Consider the following 17,961-nt stretch of genomic DNA (forward strand, 5'->3'; position numbering starts at 1 on the left):
GCTCTAGCCGACGCGCAGGATGATCTTGCCGAAAACGTCGCGGCCTTCCATGCGCTTCAGCGCGGCGTCGATACCGTCGAAGCCGACTTCGGTGTCGATGACGGGTGCGACTTGTCCCGCCGCCATTTTCTGCATGGCGTTGGCCATGTTTTCCATGCGGCAGCCAAAGGAGCCAAGCAGTTTCAATTGCTGCTGGAACAGCTGCATCAAATTGATCTGCGTCGACACGCCGGAGGTCGAACCGCAGGTCACCAGGCGGCCGCCACGCTTCAGGCACAGCATCGAGGCGGCGAATGTGTCGGCGCCGACATGTTCAAAGACGACGTCGACGCCCTTCTTCTTGGTCAGCTTGCGCACGACGCCCTCGAAACGGTCGTCGCGGTAGTTGATGACATGGTCGGCGCCGAGCGCCTTGGCCTTGTCGATCTTGTCGTTGGAACCGACCGTAGTGATGATCGTGCAGCCCATCCGCTTGGCCAGCTGGATGGCCGCCGAGCCGATGCCGGATCCGCCGGCATGGATAAGGATGGTTTCGCCGGGTTGAAGCCTGGCGTTGTCGAACAGCATGTGCTCGACGGTGCCGAAGGTGACGGGCGCCACCGCCGCGCCGATGTCGGTCACGCCGGGCGGGGCAGGGACCAGCAGGCGGGCCGGCAGGTTGATCTTCTCCTGCGCGAAGCCGTCGAGATGGAAGCCGTGAACGCCCGAAACATGTTCGCAGAGGTTGTCGCGGCCTTCGCGGCAGGCTCGGCAGAGGCCGCAGGTGCGCGCGCCATAGATCGACACCAATTGTCCGGGCAGCAGGCTGGAAACGCCGGGGCCAACCGCCTCGACCTCGCCGGATGCCTCCGCGCCGACGACCAGCGGCAGCTTGCGCTTGGCGAAGGCCATGCCGCGCCAGCCCCAGACGTCGATATGGTTCAGCGCTACTGCCTTGATGCGCAGCGTGACTTCGCCGAGTGCCGGCGGTGGAGGAGGCGGCAGGTCCACCGTCTCAAGACGGCGGTCCTCTATAAGTTGCAATGCGCGCATGGGGCCTGTCGGTTCAGTCTGGCTGAAAAAGGTCGCTTAGACCGGTTCCCGCGCCATGACAAGGCAAGTGTTCTGGCCGCCGAAGCCGAAGGAGCTCGACAGAACGGTGCGGACTTCGGCGTTGCGCTTCTTGTTCGGCACCACGTCGAGCACGATCGCGGGGTCGGGATTGTCATAGTTGATGGTCGGCGGAATGACGCTTTCGCGCATCGTCATCAGCGAGAAAGCCGCCTCGACAGCGCCCGCCGCCGACAGCGTGTGACCGATCATCGATTTGTTCGACGAGACCGGCATAGAGCCGATCCGCTCGCCGAACACCGTCGACAGCGCCAGATGCTCCATCTTGTCGTTTTCGGGCGTCGAGGTGCCGTGGGCATTGACGTAGTCGATCTCGTCTTCACCCAGTCCGGCATCGACGAGAGCGGCGCGGACCGCGGCGATGGCCGGTGAAGCGTCCGGTTTGGAGCGGGTGCGGTGGAAGTCGTCGGCCTTCTCGCCGCAGCCGCCCAGGACGCCGAGAATAGTCGCGCCGCGAGCCAATGCCGTCTCAAGCGATTCCAACACCAGCGCCCCCGATCCCTCGGCCAACACGAAGCCGTCGCGATCCCTGGAGAAGGGTTTCGACGCCTTTTCGGGGATGTCGTTGTGCGTGGAGAGCGCCGAAAGCAATGAGAAACGGATCAATGCCTCGGCGGTCGCGGAACCGTCCGCGCCGATCGACAGCGCACGGTCGCATTCGCCGCGTCGGATCGCCTCGACACCGAGCTGAATCGCGGTGGCGCCTGAAGCGCAAGCCGTCGACAGCGTGATCGGCAGACCACGCGTGCCAAGGCGATCGGCAAGGCGGCCGGCGATCGAACCGAACTGGGTGGTCTCGAAAATATCCAGCTCTTTCAAGCTACGCGCGACCCGAAGCAGTCTTTCGGCGGCGGTGTCATCCTTGTCCTTGTCAGAATTGTAGAGCGAGAAGCGCTCGGCCCAGTCGAGTTCGACTGGCGGCGATGCGAGGAAGAGCGGTCCGCCGAAATCGCTGGAATCAAGACCGGCTTCGCTCACCGCTTCTAAGCCCGCCAGCTCGGCTAGCTCATAGGTGAGTGGGCTGGCGCCTTTCGAACTCGACGGCAGGAAATCGACCATGCCGGAGATGCGGGTGTTCAATTGATCGATGGGAAAGCGGGTGATCGGGTGAATGCCCGACTTGCCGGAGGTCAGTGCCGCCCAATTGTCTGATTTGCCGACGCCAAGCGAGGTCACCACGCCGATGCCGGTGACGGCGACGATCGGCCTGCCCATGTGATCTCTGAGATTGGCCATCCGGGAGCCCTCTTATCGTTGCAGCATGGATCGTGGAGCCGCGTTACGCGGCATTGACCAGCGCCATGCCCTCGAATTGGTGATAGCCGATCGCCGTTGCAAGGACGGATTGGGGAACGCCTTCGAACGGCGTCTCGGCTGCGGCATCAAAAACAGGATAGGCGGCCTTGCGGTCGACAGCGAGTGCCGCCAGTGCCACAGCGAAAGGAAACTGTGCTTCCTTCATGTGCCCGGTCAGCGTCGAGAAGCCACGCGCGGCGATCGCCGGATTGGCATCGAGCGCTGCCTTCTCGGCTGTTGTCGCCGCATGCGCGCCCGATGCGCCCGACAGGGTCAGCAATTTGCCGTTCGGCAATGCAGCCTGCTTGAGCAGCGCGGCGATCTCGGCGTCGAGTTCTCCCCGTGGCCGCCGGGCACGGCCGGAGACGACCGGTCCAAGTTCTGCATAGATCTTGCGGCCGCGGCTCATCGCGTGTTCGCGCTGCTCCAGCACCAGGAAGGCGCCGCCGGAGCCGGTCACGACGCCACCGCCCTCAGTGCCCTGTCTTTGCCAAACCGGCTTCCATGGGCCGCGATGCAGATAGCCGGCGAGTTCATAGCCGAGCAGCATATCGGAATGTTCGGTCTGGAAGGCACCGCCGACCAGGATATGCGTCGACTGACCCGAGCGGATGCGTGCGGCGGCCGTTTCAACCGCGGCGACACCGGCACCTTCCTCGCCCATGAAGGTTCTGGACGAACCGGTGACCTTGTGGACGATGGAGATGTTGCCGGCGAGCAGGTTGGACAATTGGGCCAGAAACAGTGTCGGGCGCAATTCGGTGGTCAATTTCTCGTTGAGCAGTACATCGCGGTCATTGCGGCTTTCCGAAGCGGCGAGAATGGCGGCATCGACCGCCTCGTCGCGCTCGCCGCCGCCCGCCGCCACAACCATGTCCATGGTCGCGCAGAGTTCGTCATTGCCCTTGATGCCGGCGTCGTCCAGTGCAAGGCCGGCAGCATAGGTGCCGAGCCTTTGCCAGGTTTCCATCTGGCGCTGATCGCCACGCTTGGCGATCTGCAGGTTCCAGTCGATCTCAGGCAGCGGATGGACAGTATAGGGTGCAAAGCGCGTCGCTTCGAGCACCGGCCGCGGGCCCGGTTGCGCGAGCTTCTGCCAGTGGGCGTCAGGACCTTCCCCCAGCGAGGAGACAAGGCCGATACCTGATATGACGACGTCGCGGGGGCTGCTCATGTGCGGCTTTGTGGGTCAGGCGGCAGAGCGCGTCAAGATCGTGCGCTTAACTGACGTCAGGCGGTCTTGGCGGCGACCAGCGCGTCGATCTTGGCGCACAGGTTCTTCATGACGAAGTAGTCGTCGGTCGAAGCTTTGCCGTCATTGACCTCCTGGGTCCACTTTTCCAGCGGCACCTTGATGCCGAATTCCTTGTCGATGGCAAAGACGATGTCGAGAAAATCGAGGCTGTCTATGCCGAGATCGTCAATCGTGTGGCTCTCGGGCGTGATGGTGTCGATATCGATCTCGCTGGTGTCGGCAATGATCTTGGCGACTTTGTCGAACGTGGTGGACAAGGGCTTTTCCTTCGGTTGCGGGCGGAATCTGTCCGCATCTTGTTTGGGCGCTGTCTAATCGGTTTTTTCCGGCAGGAAAAGGCCTGATACGCCGGGCGCAGATGGGTAGGGTTCCTTCGAAACGCAAGAAGGGCCGCCGGTTTACCCGGCGGCCCTTCTGTTGACGCAACGTCAGCCTTATTTCGATGCGTGTCGTTTTTCCAAAAGCGGAACACTTTTGGCGACATGCATCAGCTGTCGCGAAGCTTGACCAGATCGTTCAGCAGCCCGCCTGTTCCATTGTGGACGGTCAGCCGCTCGACCTTGCCGGCGATGGTTTCCAGCGCCTCGAGCTCCTTCAGCCGCAGCATCACCGGGTTTTCCGCCATCACCCTGGCCGTGTTGAGGAGGGAACGGGTCGCGTTCGTCTCCTCGCGGCGACGGATGATGTTGGCCTCGGCCTGTTTTTCGGCCGACACCACCTGGTTGAGGATCTCGCGCATCTCGCCCGGCAGGATGACATCCTTGAGCGCGATATCGCTGACCTCCACGCCGATCTCGGCCATGTCGGCGCGGACCTTGGCTGCCGCTTCCTCATCGACCGTCACCTTCTTTTCGAGGATCTGATCGAGTGTCAGCGCGCCAAGCGTCTTGCGGAAGGCATATTGCAGGGCGCGGTAGAGGGCTTCGGAGAAGTCCTTCACCATGCTGACCGCCTTGACCGGATCGACGACCCGGTATTCGGCTGCGATGTTGACGCGGATCGTCACGCGATCCTTGGTCAGCACTTCCTGCCCGGCAACGTCGAGCGACTGGCGCTTGAGGTCGACGACCTTGATCTGCACCATGCGTCCGACGTTCCAGAAGCCATGCACGCCCGCCGTCAGCGTCCTGACCAGGACACCGTCGATGAACAGCAGTCCGGCCTGACCATCGACGACCGGATGGACGGACATCAATTCCGCCTTCCGGGCCTGGCCGAGCCGGCGCATGATCGCCGCATCGATGGCGAGATCGACTGACGTGTCGATCAGCGTCACCTTCCACGGGCCGGCAGCCGTCCACAGCACGAGCTTGCGGTCCGGTGCCAGCACGGCGTGCAGATTGCCGTCACGCTCGATGACGGCGACATCCGTGCGCCCGGTGCGAACGACGGTGAAATGACGCGCGGCCACATCCGGAAGCTTGTCGAACAACGCCTTCTCGTATGCCGAAACGAATTCCGGGTTCTTCAGATCGTGCCGAGACACTTCGAGGCTGCCGCGCCGGTTGGCGAGCCAGTGCTCACCCGGCAGCAGGACAGCCTTGATCTCCCCCTTGTGGGAGGGCGAGGGCACGTTCGTTTTCCTTTACGAGGACGCGCTCGCGTCCAAGAACCTTGTCGAGAATGGTCATTGTCTTACTCCTGTCGGGCATGGCCCCATGCGAGGCGTCACGTCATGCGTCGATCTTCCCTTCGTTTCTCGTTTCACGTCGTCTCTTGCGTCGTAGCCCGGGCACGAATGATCCGGGGACTGGTGGCATCGAGCCGTGGCGGGCCTTCGGGAGCGGATCGCGGGGCAGCGAAGCGGGCGCAGGAGGCCTTAGCCTCCCTTGCCGGCGACACCGCGCCTTGATCGTCACCGCGGGCCTGGCCGCGAGCCGATGGCGAAAGACGCTTGGGATGATCCGCGCCCGAAGGCTTGGGTCACCCGTCCAGTCTTTCGCATTCCAGTCCCCGGACCGTTTTTCGGATGGCTTTTCAAGGCCAATGGAGAAGGAATCGAACCTTCGACAGTCAGATTAACAATCTGATGCTCTAACCAAACTGAGCTATCCGTGGTGCAGATGAAGGGACTCGAACCCACAACCTCCGGATTATGTCCGGCGCTCTCCCAGTTGAGCTACATCCGCGATCCCAATCCCCAAAGCGGCGCCGTATGCAGGGCGGCAATGCCGCCTGCACGGGCGGAGACGAAAGCTCCAACCGTTGTGCTCGCTTCGGTTCTCGTGACCGGGAGCGCGCCTATAGCCCCTGCGACGGGTTGTCGCAAGCGGCATTGTCACGGCGAATTTGCGGCTTCTTTCAACGGTGGCATTTCAGCAACACCGCTTTCGGCGTCAGCGATCGCGCGCAGCACGCTCAGAAGGTGACGCGGCCGAGCACGCGCAGGCCATCGCCTTGCGGCTCGACGACGACGGCCTCACCTTCGCGCGGTGAGATGCCGGTCAGTGCCACGATGTCTTCCAGATGGGTGACCATGACCAGATTGTCGGAGCCGGAATAGGCGCGGATTTCCTTCAGGATCGCAGCGGTCTGCGCGGCCTTCTGCGTCTCGTCGCCTTTCAGGAGATCGAGCGGTGCAAAGAGTTCCGGGTCGGCCTCGAAGGCGATGCGGGCGGTGTCGAGGCAGCGGCAATAGCGGCTGGACAGCACGCGCTCGATCGGTGCCGCCCGAGCGGCAAACAGAGCGCCGATCTTGCTCGCCTGCTGCTTGCCGCGCGCCGACAGGTTCATCTGGGTGGCGCAGCTGTCGATGTCGAAATTGGCCGGATCGGTGGTGCCGGTGACCATGGCATGGCGCAGCAGCACGACGTGTCCGCCGTCGCGCAGCAGCGCCCAGCCTGCATCCGTGGCGTGCGCCACGCCGGGAACAACAAGCAGGAACAACGCCAAGGCAAATCGAATCATCCGCTATCCTTCTGCGGTTCCCGGCAAGGGGTTCCGGTGGCAGGACATATAGGGACGGTAAAGCCGGCCGAAAGACAAGGCGCGGTCGGCGGGAAGCGTAGACCTACTTCTTCGCCATCTGCTTCTTCACCAGATCGACCTTCTGGTCGGTGAGAGGGATGGCTGGTGTAGCCGGCTTCGGTAAAGCGCTGCTTGGCGTTCTCGAAGAATCCGATCGCCTTTTGATATTCGGCCTTGCCGCCGCCATAGCTGGCCCGATTCCAGCTGACATCCCCGAGATTGTTCTGCGCGAAGGCCATTGCATCGGAAGGCTTCCCTGGTGAATACCTTCAGCGTCGCCGTGAATGCGGCCTCGATCGGTGACGCTGCGCGCGTCGCTTTTCGTCTCGGCAACTGCAAGCGCGGTCGCGGCAAGACAAAGCAGTGCGGCGACGAAAGCCGTCAGCCATGCCCGCTGCAAAAGACGGAGGTTCGAGAGTCGGACAAAGGCTATTTGTCGTCCGTGTCCGCCCTGATGATCCAAGCCCTCTATAACACTGCCAGCCGACGATGATCAAATTCAGGCGCGATTGCGTCGCGGTCCTGGCTCGCCTATCACGGGGAACCCGCCCCTCACGGTAAAAATGTCTCCGCTCACCGAAACCGTTCTTTTCGTCTTCAGCCTTGTCGCGCTCGGCTACCTCGCCGGGCTCACCGGCTATCTGAAGCCGGCGAGCGGCGAGGGGATTTCGGAATTTGCCATCAACGTGGCGATGCCGCTGCTGCTGTTCCAGACGATGGTGAAGTCCGACTTCCATGGCGTGGCGCCTTGGCCGCTGTGGGGCGCTTACTTCACGGCGGTTGCAATGACATGGGCTGCCGGCCATCTGGTGACGACGCGGATCTTCGGGCGGGACGCACGCGCAGGCATCGTCGGTGGAGTGTCGTCGTCCTTCTCGAATGTGGTGCTGCTGGGCATTCCCTTCGTTCTCGGCGTATTCGGGTCCAGGGGATTCGAAGTGCTGTCGCTGCTCGTTTCCGTGCATCTGCCGACCATGATGATGGCTTCGATCATCATGTTCGAGATATTTGGCCGCGGTGGCAGTGAGCCCGTACACCCGCTGCGCATCGTCCAGAGCTTTCTGAGAAGACTGTTCACCAATCCCCTGATCATCGGTATCCTGGCCGGGCTGGCTTGGCGCCTAACCGGCGCGCCGCTGCCGAACCTTGCCACGCGGCTGGTCGATACGCTGGCTGACACTGCCGGGCCAGTGGCGCTGTTCGCCATGGGGCTCAGCCTGCGCCGTTTCGGCATTTCGGGCAATGTCCGGCCGGCATTGGCGCTTTCGGTGCTGAAGCTGTTCCTGATGCCGGCGCTGGTGCTGGTCTTCGTCTGGTTGCTCGGCATGCCGCCCTTGACGGCCAAGGTGGCGGTGATGGTGGCCGCGATGCCATCCGGCGTCAATTCCTATCTGATCGCGGTGCAGTTCAACACCGGCCAGGCGCTGGCGTCGAACCAGATGACCATCGCCACGGCCTGCGCCGCCGTCACCACCGCGTTCTGGCTGACTGTTGTCTTGCACGTTTTCGGGTAAGGCATCGGTGTAAGCACGTCAGTCTGCTCTCGTCTCGCTCTGGCCCAAGCCCTATATGCCATCTTGCGATTGCTTGCGTGCCTTGCCCTCGGTAAAGAGCAGTGGCTCCGGCGTGCCGGCCTCAGTCCATGGCGCACGCGCACCGAAGATTTCACAGACCCGCCCGTCAGGGCGCCGAACGGAGGATAGCATGCTTCAGAAAACCAGCCATTTCATGCGGCAGGCCAATCTCATCAATGGCGAATGGGTGCAGGCCGACAGCGGCCAGACGGTCGACGTCAACAACCCTGCCACCGGTCTCAAGATCGGCACCGTGCCGAAGTCGGGCAAGGCCGAGACCCGCCGCGCCATCGAAGCCGCCGCGGAAGCTTTCAAGACCTGGCGCAAGACGACCGCGCTCGAGCGCTCGAAGCTGCTGCGCAAGCTGCACGACGCGATGATGGACAATCAGGACGTACTGGCCGAACTGCTGACCATCGAGCAGGGCAAGTCGCTGTTCGAATCGAAGGGGGAGATCGGCTCGGCCGCGTCCTACATATTGTGGTTCGCCGAGGAAGGTCGCCGCACCTATGGCGACGTCGTGCCGTCGCCATGGGCGGACCGCCGCATCCTGGTGACCAAGGAGCCGGTTGGCGTCATCGCCGCCATCACGCCGTGGAATTTTCCGTCCTCGATGCTGGCCCGCAAGCTCGGCCCGGCGCTCGCCGCCGGCTGCACCGCCGTGGTCAAGCCTGCGTCGCAGACGCCGTATTCGGGTCTCGCCTGGGGCGCGCTCGCAGAGGAAGTCGGGTTCCCCAAGGGCGTCGTCAACATCCTGACCGGTTCGGCCAGCGAGATCGGCGACGAGATCTGCGCCAATCCGCTGGTGTCGAAGATCACTTTCACCGGCTCGACCGAGGTCGGCAAGCTTCTCATCCAGAAGTCGTCGGTCACCGTCAAGAAGGTGTCGATGGAACTCGGCGGCAACGCGCCGTTCATCGTTTTCGACGACGCCGACCTCGAGCGTGCCGTCGCCGGCGCCATCACCGCCAAGTACCGCAATTCCGGCCAGACCTGCGTTTGCACCAACCGCTTCCTTGTCCAGGCAGGTGTCTATGACAAGTTCGTCGAGAAGCTCGCTGCCGCCAGCAACGCGCTGAAGGTCGGCTCCGGCCTCGAGGACGGCGTGCAGCAGGGACCGCTGATCGACGAGAAGGCGGTCGAGAAGGTCGAGGAACTGATCGCCGACGCCACATCAAAGGGCGGCAAGATCGTTGCCGGCGGCAAGCGCCATGCGCTCGGCGGTTCGTTCTTCCAGCCGACGGTCATCGCCAACGCGACACCCAAGATGCGCTTCATGAAGGAAGAGATCTTTGGCCCGGTCGCACCGGTGTTCAAGTTCGAGACCGAAGAGGAAGCCGTCGCCCTCGCCAACGACACCGAATTCGGCCTTGCCTGCTACTTCTACACCGGTGACCTCGGCCGCGCCTTCCGAGTGATGGAAGGGCTGAAATACGGTATGGTCGGGGTCAATGAAGGCCTCATCACCACGCCGGAAGCGCCGTTCGGCGGCGTCAAGGAATCCGGCCTCGGCAAAGAAGGCGGGCATCAGGGCATCGAGGATTATCTCGACACCAAATATGTCTGCATCGGCGGCCTCGGCCTCTGATAGGCTATCCCTGGGATGGGGAGGCCGATGGCCTGCCCATCTCTCATGGAAAAACCAGCCGAAGTCTTCTGGATCAACTGGCATTTACGGGCATGGCGATGAAGGACGGCGAGGTTTTCGGCACGACGCAGGCTGGCGAGCAGGTGCGTCGCTTCACGATCAGGGGCGGCGGCATCACAGCCAACATCATCGGTCTGGGCGCGATCATCCAGGATTTGCGCCTGACCGGGCACGATGCTCCGCTGGTGCTCGGCTACGACAGTCTGGAAGGCTACGAGACGGATACGGCCTTCTTCGGTGCGGTCGTCGGCCGCTATGCCAACCGCATCCGCGACGGCCGCTTCACCATTGGCGGCAGCCGCTACCAGACCGAGCAAAACTTCCTCGACAAGCATACGCTGCATGGCGGCTCGCAAGGTTACTCCCACCGGCCGTGGACGGTTTCCTTGCATGGCAGGGATTTCGTCACGCTGACGCTGCACGATCCCGACGGCACGATGGGTTTTCCCGGCGCGCTCGACGTCACCTGCACCTACCGGCTGAAGATCCCCGGCACGCTCAGCGTCGAGCTGACCGCCACCTGCGAGGAGCCGACGCTGTGCAATCTCACCCAGCATTCCTATTTCAACCTTGATGATGGCGGCGCAGGCGACATTCTCGACCACAGGATGATGCTGAATGCCGGCGCCTACCTGCCGGTCGATGGCGACATGATCCCCACAGGCGTGGTCAAGCCGGTTGACGGCACGCCATTCGATTTCCGCCAGGCGCGGCCGCTGCGCATGGAAACCGAGGGTGATCAACTGCCCTACGACCAGAATTTCTGCCTTGCTTCGGCACGCGGGCCGCTCAAGCAGGCGGCATGGACGCAAGGCGCCAGTTCCGGTGTCGAGATGGAGGTCTGGACCACCGAGCCCGGCGTCCAGCTCTATACCGGCCAGTATGTGACGCCGCGCACCGGGCTGGAAGGGCGGAACTACAAGGCCTATTGCGGCTTCTGCCTGGAGCCGCAGATTTGGCCGGACGCGCCGAACCGGCCTTATTTCCCGCAAGCAACGCTGTGGCCGGGCGCGATCTACCACCACGTCACGGAATACAGGTTCCGCCTGCCCTAGTTTTTCCGACCTTAGCCTTCGAAAGCCGCCCGCAGCGTCTCGAACGGCGCCAGCGCGCCGCGCACTTGCACCACGGCGGCGGCGACACGATGCGCACGGCGCGCGGCTTCCTGCGGGTCGTGGCCGGCAAGACGAGCCGCAAGATAGCCGCCGTTGAACGAATCGCCGGCGCCGGTCGTATCGGCGGGGGCGGCGACATGGATCGCCGGGACTTCGCGTAGTGTTTCTCCTTGGGCAATCAGGGCGGGCTGCTCGCCGTTCTTGACGACGACCTCGCTAACCAGTTGCCTGAGTCGCTCTGCGGTCGCTTGCGGTGTTGCATCGCCAAACAGCATCTGCTCGTCGGGGAAAGTCGGCAATGCGATGTCGGTGGCGGCAAGGGCTTCGACGATCGCTGCCTGTGCATCCTCGCGATTGCGCCAAAGCCGCGGCCGGTAGTTGGGATCGAAGGCGACAAGTGAACCGGCCGAGCGCGCCTTGGCGACAGCCGCCAGCAATACGGCGCGCGCGGCCTCATCCAGAATTGCCAAAGTGATTCCGGAAAAATAGACAAGCGCCTGATTTACCAGGTTTTCCGACAATGCAGCTGGGTCTGAGGCGAGCTGCCGCGCGGCGGCGTCGCCGCGCCAGTAGGTGAAGGAACGCTCGGCCCCGGTCAGCGTGATGGCATAGAGGCCAGGCCGTGCGCCCGCTATGATCGGGCTGGAGCCGATGCCGATGCCGTTCTGGCCTAAGAAATCGATCTGGGCTTGCGAGAACGGATCGTCGCCGAAGGCCGAGACATAGGTTGCCGGCCGCTCAGTGCTCAGCGCGTGCAGCGCCCACAGCGTGTTGAACGTGTCGCCGGCAAAGCCCATGCGCCAGTTCGGTCCGGTCTGGCCCGACAGTTCGAGCATGCATTCGCCGATCGAGGCGACGCCGGTTCCCGCCATCTACAATCCTCCAGTGGTTCCCGGTGCTGTAGCTTTTTGCCATCGGCAGCGCCATGCTTGGCAAGCAGGGTTTTTTCCGCCACAGCGTTTTCCCACAGGCTGGCGGGATGCGATCCGTTCGGCAGAGCGTTGTCTGCAGAAGAGGAACCGGTTTGGCATCGATATGGCGTTATCTTCTGGCGGGTCTTGGTCTGGCTGCCTTGCTGGTCGCCATTCTCGCGGTCGTCTTCCTGACGGCGCCGCGTTCGTCGCTGCCAGCCGGCCCGGATGTCGCGCGGACGAAGAAAACCGACAACGGGCTGTACGTGGCGAGTTTCGTGCCGGAACGGGGCGTGGTGCGGCAGGGCGAACTGGAATCCTGGCTGCTGACCCTGAAAACAAAGACAGGGGCTTCGGTGGAGCGCGCCGCGATCGCCATCTCCGGCGGCATGCCGCAACACAATCACGGCCTGCCGACCAGCCCGCAGGTCACCGATTACCTGGGCGAAGGCCGTTACCGCATCGAGGGGCTGAAATTCACCATGAGCGGCTGGTGGCAACTTCGTTTCGCCATCTCATCCGGCGCCGGCTCCGATACAGTACTGTTCAACGTGGTGCTGTGAGCGATCGATGAAGCGCCTTTTCCGCTTTCTGGCGCTGATGGTCGCCGTCGTCCTCGTGGGCTGCGGCAAGCCTGATTTTTCCGACGCAGAAAAGAAGACTATCGCTTCGCTGGCGCTGTCGTCGCTGCCGGCGCTCAAGCCCGACACCACCAATCATTTTGCCGACGTGCCGGCCGCCGCCGCACTCGGCTCGACGCTGTTCTTCGATCAGGGCATGAGCGGTGACGGGTCGGTATCCTGTTCGACCTGCCACAAGATCGACCGCCAGTTCCAGGACGACCTGCCGCAGGCGGTCGGCGTCGGCCACACCAACCGGCGCACCATGCCGCTGGCCGGCGTGGCGCACGATCCCTGGTTCTTCTGGGATGGCCGTCGCGACAGCCTGTGGGCGCAAGCGTTGACGCCGCTCGAAAATCCGCTGGAGCAGGCGGGAAACCGCGCTGCCTACGCGCATTACATCAAGGCGCGCTTCGGCGAGCGCTATGAGCGCATTTTTGGGCCGCTGCCCGATTTTTCCGGCATGCCGTTGAATGCCAGCCCACTTGGAAACGATGCCGAGAAAGCAGCCTGGAATGCCATGAGCAGCGCGCAGCGCGACGCCATCAACGGTGTCTTCGTCAATATCGGCAAGGCGATTGCCGCCTTCGAACGCTCGATCGCGCCAGCGCCAGCGCGCTTCGACCGCTTTGCGCTGGACCTCGCCACCGGTGCCGAGCCGAAGGGCGATGCTGTCTTTTCCAAACAAGAAATCCTTGGGCTTAAACTGTTCATCGGCAAGGCCAATTGCGTGACCTGTCACAACGGCCCGCGCTTCACCGACAACAGCTTTCACAACACCGGCGTGCCGCCTGTTGCGGGCCTGCCGCCGGATCGCGGCCGCATCGATGCCGTGCACCAAGTCGAGGCCGACCCGTTCAACTGCCTTGGCGCCTATCGGGATGGCGACGTTGCCGCCTGCGGCGAACTGCGCTTCATGGTCAAGAATGCGCCACAACTCATCCGCGCCTACAAGACGCCGTCTCTGCGCGGAGCGGCAACGCGACCGCCCTATATGCATGCCGGGCAGTTTTCGTCGCTCGACGAGGTCGTGGCGCATTATGCGAAGGCCGCGCCCAGCGTCGAAGGGGTATCAGAGGTTCACCCGTTGGAGCTTTCAGACCGAGAACGCGCTGCTCTGGTGGCGTTCTTGAAGACGCTTTCGGAGTGATCTACCGATCCTTCACGGTCTCCATCGCCACAAAGGTCGAGGTCTGAGCGACATGGGGCAGGGCCGAGATGCGCTCGCCGAGGACGCGGCGGTAGGCGGCGATGTCCCTGGTGCGGACTTTCAGCAGATAATCGAAGCTCGATGCCATCATGTGGCACTGTTCGATCTCCGGCACAGCCTGTACGGACCGGTTGAAGGCGTCGAGCGCGGCGGATCTGGTGTCGGACAATTTCACCTGGACGAATGCGACATGGCCTTCGCCCATGCGCTCGCGGTCGACGATCGCCTGGTAGCCTCTGATATAGCCGTCCTTCTCAAGCCGCTTCACCCGCGCCTGCACCGGCGTCTTCGACAGGCCGACCTTTGCGGCCAGTTCTGACATGGAAAGCCGGCCATCGCTTGCAAGTGCGGCCAGGATATTCCGATCTATGCGGTCCAATTGGTCTTCTGTCATCGAAATCGCAGTCCAAATGTCAATTATATGCCGCTAGGATAGATCGAATGACCTGCAATGTCGATTTCTTTGGACCGGCCGAAATTTTGCACTTGTGCTAGCTTGCGCCATTCGGTCCGGTGACCGCCGGCCCGATCCCCTTTGCTCGATCCACGGGACCGCCATGCCAGCGCTCGATGCCATCCGCCAGCAGATCCGCGCCAACTACCTGCCCGACGAAGACGAGGCCGTGAAGCGGCTTGCCGAGGCGACGGGGCTCTCCGGGAAAGACCGCAAGGCGATCTCGGCTCGCGCCGCCGATCTGGTGCGCGCGGTGCGCGGCTCGTCGGATCCAAGGCTGATGGAAGTCTTCCTCTCCGCGTACGGTCTCTCCACCAAGGAAGGCGTGGCGCTGATGTGCCTGGCCGAGGCCCTGCTGCGCGTGCCCGATACCGAGACGATGGACGACCTCATCGCCGACAAGATCGCGCCGCACGACTGGTCGGCGCATTCGGGCGGTTCGAGCTCCATCTTCGTCAACGCCTCGACCTGGGCGCTGATGCTGACCGGCCGCGTCCTCGACGAAGGCGAGGGCGGCATCGAGGGCACGCTGCGTTCTATGGTGCGGCGGCTGGGCGAGCCGGTCATCCGCAAGGCGGTGGCCGCCGCCATGCGCGAGATGGGCGAGCAGTTCGTGCTCGGCCGCACCATCACTGAAGCCGTCAAGCGCGGCCGGCCTATGACCCAGAAGGGTTATCTCTATTCCTTCGACATGCTGGGCGAGGCGGCCCGCACCGAGGCCGACGCCTTGCGCTATCACAAGGCCTATGCCGACGCGATTTCGTCGCTCGATTCCGGCTCCAACGGTCCTGATATCAGGCAGAACCACGGCATCTCGGTCAAGCTTTCGGCACTGCATCCGCGCTACGAGGTGGCGCAGAAGGAAGAGATGCTGCCTGTGATGGCCGAGCGGCTTTTGTCGCTGGCGCTGGCCGCGCGCCACTCGCGCATGGGTCTCAACATCGATGCCGAGGAGGCCGACCGCCTCGATCTATCGCTCGACGTCATCGAGCGGGTGCTGGCCGAGCCGGAACTTGCCGGCTGGAACGGGTTTGGCGTGGTGGTGCAGGCGTATGGGCCACGCGCGGCCTTCGCCATCGACTGGCTCTATGCGCTGGCCAAGAAATACGACCGCAACATCATGGTTCGGCTGGTCAAGGGCGCCTATTGGGACACCGAGATCAAGCGGGGGCAGACGTTGGGACTCACCGGCTATCCCGTCTTCACCCGCAAGGCCAACACCGACGTCTCCTACATGGCTTGCGCCAAGAAGCTGCTTGGCATGACCGACCGCATCTACCCGCAGTTCGCCACCCACAACGCCCATACCGTCGCCGCCATTCTGTCGATGGCTGACAATCGCGACGCCTTCGAGTTCCAGCGCCTGCACGGCATGGGTGAGGCGCTGCACGAGACGGTGCGACGGTCCGAAGGCACGCGCTGCCGTATCTATGCACCGGTCGGAGCGCATTCCGATCTACTGGCCTATCTGGTGCGCCGGCTGCTGGAGAACGGCGCCAACTCCTCCTTCGTGCACCAGCTGACCGATGAGGATGTCGAGCCGGAGGACATTGCGCGCGATCCGCTCGAGACGGTCGAAAGCCAGGGTCCGGCAGTCAATCCGGCGATTGCCCGGCCTTCCCAGATTTTTGGAGCCGGGCGTCGCAATTCGAAAGGATTCGACATCACCGACACGGTGACGCTGGCGGCGATCGACAAGGCCAGGGCGGCCTTCGCCGGGCCGGATCGCTGGCATGCCAAGCCGATTACGCGGGCCGCCGGCTATGGCAAGCAGCGTCCGATCGTCAACCCGGCAAAGCCTTCCGAAGTGGTCGGCACGGTCAGCGAAGCAGCTGCCAAGCAAGTCGCGACCGCCGTGCGCTTTGCGGTGGAAGCGCAACCGGCCTGGGCGAAGCGTCCCGTCGCCGAGCGCGCCGCCATCCTCAACCGTGCCGCCGATCTCTATGAGGCGAATGCCGTCGAGTTCTTTGCACTCGCCACCCGCGAGGCCGGCAAATCGCTGGCCGACGGCGTCGCCGAGGTGCGTGAAGCCGTCGACTTCCTGCGCTACTACGCCACTGAGGCGGCCAATGCGGAGGCGGGCACGCAAGCGCGCGGCGCCATTGTCTGCATTTCGCCGTGGAATTTCCCGCTCGCCATCTTCACCGGCCAGATCGCGGCAGCGCTCGTCACCGGCAATTCGGTGATCGCCAAGCCGGCCGAGCAGACGCCGCTGATCGCCTTCCGCGCCGTCGAACTGCTGCGCGAGGCCGGCGTGCCGGAAGACGTCATCCAGTTGCTCCCTGGCGACGGCCCATCGGTCGGCGGGCCGCTCACCGCCGATCCGCGCATCGCTGGCGTCTGCTTCACAGGTTCGACCGAGGTTGCCAAGCTGATCGAGAAGCAGCTGGCCGGGACGGCCGCGCCCGACGCCATGCTGATCGCCGAGACCGGCGGCCTCAACGCCATGATCGTCGATTCCACCGCGCTGCCCGAACAGGCGGTGCGCGATATCCTCGCCTCCGCCTTCCAGAGTGCCGGCCAGCGCTGCTCGGCGCTGCGCGTACTCTACGTGCAGAAGGACGTCGAGAAGAAGATGCTGGAGATGCTGAAGGGCGCCATGGAGGCGCTCAACGTCGGCGATCCCTGGCGGATTTCGACCGATGTCGGCCCGGTTATCGACGACGAGGCGCAAAGCTCGATCCGCGAGTATTGCACGAAGATGGGCCTGCAGGGCAGGCTGATCGCCAAGCTCGAGGCGCCCAGGGAAGGTCGCTTCGTCGCGCCGCATGTCTTCCGGGTCAAGGGTATCGAGGACATGGAGCGCGAGGTGTTCGGGCCGGTGCTGCATGTCGCCAGTTTCGACGCCGACCAGATCGACGCCGTCATCGCCGCCATCAACCGCAAGGGTTATGGCCTGACCTTCGGCCTGCACACCCGCATCGAGGGCCGCGTGCAGCATTTCGTCGATGGCATCCATGCCGGCAACATCTATGTCAACCGCAACCAGATCGGCGCCGTCGTCGGTTCGCAGCCGTTTGGCGGCGAGGGGCTTTCCGGCACCGGGCCGAAGGCCGGCGGTCCGCACTATCTCCGCCGCTTCCGCAAGGGGCCGGAGGCCGGCACCCATGTGCAGGATGGCCACAAGGTCACGGCGACCGAGCTTGCCGACAATCTGCCTGATCCCACACTTGGCGGCTGGTCGACGCGTCCGGACCGGATCGCCATTCTGAGGAAGCATCTGCGCGGCAAGGGTGCTGCGGCCATTGGTGCGGCCGCCGGCATCGATTTCGGCCAGGTCGACCTGCCCGGGCCGACCGGCGAAGCCAACACGCTCTCGCTGTCGCCACGTGGACGGGTGCTGTGCCTTGGTCCCGATGGTGATACGCTGCTGGCGCAGACGATCCAGGCGCTCGCCGCCGGCAACGCGGTGCTGGCCGTTGCACCGGGCGCGCCGGCAGCCCTTTCCGCTCTGACCGGCAAGGGCCTCCCGCTGGCCGCCATCGACGGGCGGCCTGATCCGGTCGAGGCACGCTCGTTGCGCGTCGATATCGTTGCTTTTTCCGGCACACCAGAGGCCGCGCGCATCGTGCGCAGGGTTATCGCTGATCGCTCAGGCCCGATCGTGCCGCTGGTCAGCGAAGTGTTGAACCCGGCGGCTTATGCACATGAGCGGGCCGTCTGCGTCGACACCACCGCCGCGGGCGGCAATGCGAGCTTGCTGGCCGGAGCCTGACTCCGGCCGGTCGATAGAGCCATTCACCGTTTCGTGGAAACGGTGAATGTCTCTATCTCTTTTGTTTTATGCATGTCGTTGTCCCA

At 63.7% G+C, this 17,961-nt stretch carries 16 protein-coding genes and 2 tRNA genes; 7 read left to right on the forward strand and 11 right to left on the reverse strand.

Annotated features, from left to right (window positions below; all coding sequences use genetic code 11):
* Positions 1–3: 3 nt before the first annotated feature.
* The 9 genes from MESCI_RS17210 to MESCI_RS32655 all read right to left on the reverse strand — a co-directional run bounded on the left by MESCI_RS17210 (position 4) and on the right by MESCI_RS32655 (position 6,867).
* Positions 4–1,032 carry a zinc-binding dehydrogenase gene (locus MESCI_RS17210; RefSeq protein WP_013531222.1) on the reverse strand — a complete coding sequence of 343 codons (1,029 nt, stop codon included), beginning with the start codon at positions 1,030–1,032 and terminating at the stop codon, positions 4–6.
* Between the two features lie 36 nt (positions 1,033–1,068).
* Complete coding sequence (locus MESCI_RS17215) at positions 1,069–2,346, reverse strand: beta-ketoacyl-ACP synthase (RefSeq protein ID WP_013531223.1); 1,278 nt, start codon at positions 2,344–2,346, stop codon at positions 1,069–1,071.
* 43 nt (positions 2,347–2,389) lie between these two features.
* Complete coding sequence (locus MESCI_RS17220) at positions 2,390–3,580, reverse strand: beta-ketoacyl-ACP synthase (RefSeq protein ID WP_013531224.1); 1,191 nt, start codon at positions 3,578–3,580, stop codon at positions 2,390–2,392.
* A gap of 56 nt (positions 3,581–3,636) precedes the next feature.
* Positions 3,637–3,918: an acyl carrier protein gene (locus MESCI_RS17225; RefSeq protein ID WP_010909964.1), complete on the reverse strand. Its 282-nt coding sequence runs from the start codon at positions 3,916–3,918 to the stop codon at positions 3,637–3,639.
* A 230-nt stretch (positions 3,919–4,148) separates the two neighbouring features.
* Positions 4,149–5,234, reverse strand: coding sequence for a slipin family protein (locus MESCI_RS17230; RefSeq protein ID WP_013531225.1), 1,086 nt, complete (start codon positions 5,232–5,234; stop codon positions 4,149–4,151).
* A gap of 410 nt (positions 5,235–5,644) precedes the next feature.
* Positions 5,645–5,714: transfer RNA gene (locus MESCI_RS17235), tRNA-Asn, on the reverse strand.
* A gap of 2 nt (positions 5,715–5,716) precedes the next feature.
* Positions 5,717–5,790: transfer RNA gene (locus MESCI_RS17240), tRNA-Tyr, on the reverse strand.
* Between the two features lie 229 nt (positions 5,791–6,019).
* A complete protein-coding gene (locus MESCI_RS17245) occupies positions 6,020–6,568 on the reverse strand; it encodes a histidine phosphatase family protein (protein ID WP_013531226.1) in 549 nt (182 codons plus the stop codon).
* On the reverse strand, positions 6,565–6,867 hold the full coding sequence (locus MESCI_RS32655; protein ID WP_245268538.1) for a hypothetical protein: 303 nt from the start codon (positions 6,865–6,867) through the stop codon (positions 6,565–6,567). The genes MESCI_RS17245 and MESCI_RS32655 overlap by 4 nt, the downstream gene beginning before the upstream one ends.
* Positions 6,868–6,887: 20 nt before the next feature.
* On the opposite strand from MESCI_RS32655, the gene MESCI_RS17255 reads away from it, so the two are divergent.
* The 4 genes from MESCI_RS17255 to MESCI_RS17270 all read left to right on the forward strand — a co-directional run bounded on the left by MESCI_RS17255 (position 6,888) and on the right by MESCI_RS17270 (position 10,905).
* Entirely contained in the window at positions 6,888–7,121 is a 234-nt protein-coding gene (locus MESCI_RS17255) for a hypothetical protein (protein ID WP_164919824.1), read from the forward strand.
* Positions 7,122–7,191: 70 nt separating this feature from the next.
* On the forward strand, positions 7,192–8,142 hold the full coding sequence (locus MESCI_RS17260) for an AEC family transporter (protein WP_013531227.1): 951 nt from the start codon (positions 7,192–7,194) through the stop codon (positions 8,140–8,142).
* Positions 8,143–8,332: 190 nt separating this feature from the next.
* A complete protein-coding gene (locus tag MESCI_RS17265; RefSeq protein WP_013531228.1) occupies positions 8,333–9,790 on the forward strand; it encodes an NAD-dependent succinate-semialdehyde dehydrogenase in 1,458 nt (485 codons plus the stop codon).
* A gap of 92 nt (positions 9,791–9,882) precedes the next feature.
* A complete protein-coding gene (locus tag MESCI_RS17270) occupies positions 9,883–10,905 on the forward strand; it encodes an aldose epimerase family protein (RefSeq protein WP_013531229.1) in 1,023 nt (340 codons plus the stop codon).
* 11 nt (positions 10,906–10,916) lie between these two features.
* Here MESCI_RS17270 and MESCI_RS17275 read toward each other — a convergent pair whose 3' ends face one another.
* Complete coding sequence (locus MESCI_RS17275; protein WP_013531230.1) at positions 10,917–11,837, reverse strand: sugar kinase; 921 nt, start codon at positions 11,835–11,837, stop codon at positions 10,917–10,919.
* A gap of 152 nt (positions 11,838–11,989) precedes the next feature.
* On the opposite strand from MESCI_RS17275, the gene MESCI_RS17280 reads away from it, so the two are divergent.
* Positions 11,990–12,439: a FixH family protein gene (locus MESCI_RS17280; protein WP_013531231.1), complete on the forward strand. Its 450-nt coding sequence runs from the start codon at positions 11,990–11,992 to the stop codon at positions 12,437–12,439.
* A 7-nt stretch (positions 12,440–12,446) separates the two neighbouring features.
* Positions 12,447–13,646 (forward strand): cytochrome-c peroxidase, encoded by a 1,200-nt coding sequence (locus MESCI_RS17285; protein WP_013531232.1) that lies wholly within the window; start codon positions 12,447–12,449, stop codon positions 13,644–13,646.
* 1 nt (position 13,647) lies between these two features.
* Here the strand turns inward: MESCI_RS17285 and MESCI_RS17290 are convergent, their stop codons facing one another.
* Positions 13,648–14,100 (reverse strand): Lrp/AsnC family transcriptional regulator, encoded by a 453-nt coding sequence (locus tag MESCI_RS17290; protein ID WP_013531233.1) that lies wholly within the window; start codon positions 14,098–14,100, stop codon positions 13,648–13,650.
* Between the two features lie 163 nt (positions 14,101–14,263).
* Here MESCI_RS17290 and putA point away from each other — a divergent pair, with 163 nt between their 5' ends.
* Positions 14,264–17,875 carry a bifunctional proline dehydrogenase/L-glutamate gamma-semialdehyde dehydrogenase PutA gene (putA, locus tag MESCI_RS17295; protein ID WP_013531234.1) on the forward strand — a complete coding sequence of 1,204 codons (3,612 nt, stop codon included), beginning with the start codon at positions 14,264–14,266 and terminating at the stop codon, positions 17,873–17,875.
* The last annotated feature ends 86 nt before the right edge of the window (positions 17,876–17,961 follow it).

This window comes from Mesorhizobium ciceri biovar biserrulae WSM1271, assembly GCF_000185905.1.
GTDB classification, from domain to species: domain Bacteria; phylum Pseudomonadota; class Alphaproteobacteria; order Rhizobiales; family Rhizobiaceae; genus Mesorhizobium; species Mesorhizobium ciceri.

Excerpts from the sequence above, each read along its gene's own strand:
- MESCI_RS17215 (WP_013531223.1), bottom strand. The coding sequence starts at position 2,346 with ATGGCCAATCTCAGAGATCACATGGGCAGGCCGATCGTCGCCGTCACC.
- MESCI_RS17210 (WP_013531222.1), bottom strand. The coding sequence starts at position 1,032 with ATGCGCGCATTGCAACTTATAGAGGACCGCCGTCTTGAGACGGTGGAC.
- MESCI_RS17275 (WP_013531230.1), bottom strand. The coding sequence starts at position 11,837 with ATGGCGGGAACCGGCGTCGCCTCGATCGGCGAATGCATGCTCGAACTG.
- MESCI_RS17285 (WP_013531232.1), top strand. The coding sequence starts at position 12,447 with ATGAAGCGCCTTTTCCGCTTTCTGGCGCTGATGGTCGCCGTCGTCCTC.
- putA (WP_013531234.1), top strand. The coding sequence starts at position 14,264 with ATGCCAGCGCTCGATGCCATCCGCCAGCAGATCCGCGCCAACTACCTG.
- MESCI_RS17260 (WP_013531227.1), top strand. The coding sequence starts at position 7,192 with ATGTCTCCGCTCACCGAAACCGTTCTTTTCGTCTTCAGCCTTGTCGCG.
- MESCI_RS17220 (WP_013531224.1), bottom strand. The coding sequence starts at position 3,580 with ATGAGCAGCCCCCGCGACGTCGTCATATCAGGTATCGGCCTTGTCTCC.
- MESCI_RS17245 (WP_013531226.1), bottom strand. The coding sequence starts at position 6,568 with ATGATTCGATTTGCCTTGGCGTTGTTCCTGCTTGTTGTTCCCGGCGTG.
- MESCI_RS17290 (WP_013531233.1), bottom strand. The coding sequence starts at position 14,100 with ATGACAGAAGACCAATTGGACCGCATAGATCGGAATATCCTGGCCGCA.
- MESCI_RS32655 (WP_245268538.1), bottom strand. The coding sequence starts at position 6,867 with ATGGCCTTCGCGCAGAACAATCTCGGGGATGTCAGCTGGAATCGGGCC.
- MESCI_RS17270 (WP_013531229.1), top strand. The coding sequence starts at position 9,883 with ATGGCGATGAAGGACGGCGAGGTTTTCGGCACGACGCAGGCTGGCGAG.
- MESCI_RS17265 (WP_013531228.1), top strand. The coding sequence starts at position 8,333 with ATGCTTCAGAAAACCAGCCATTTCATGCGGCAGGCCAATCTCATCAAT.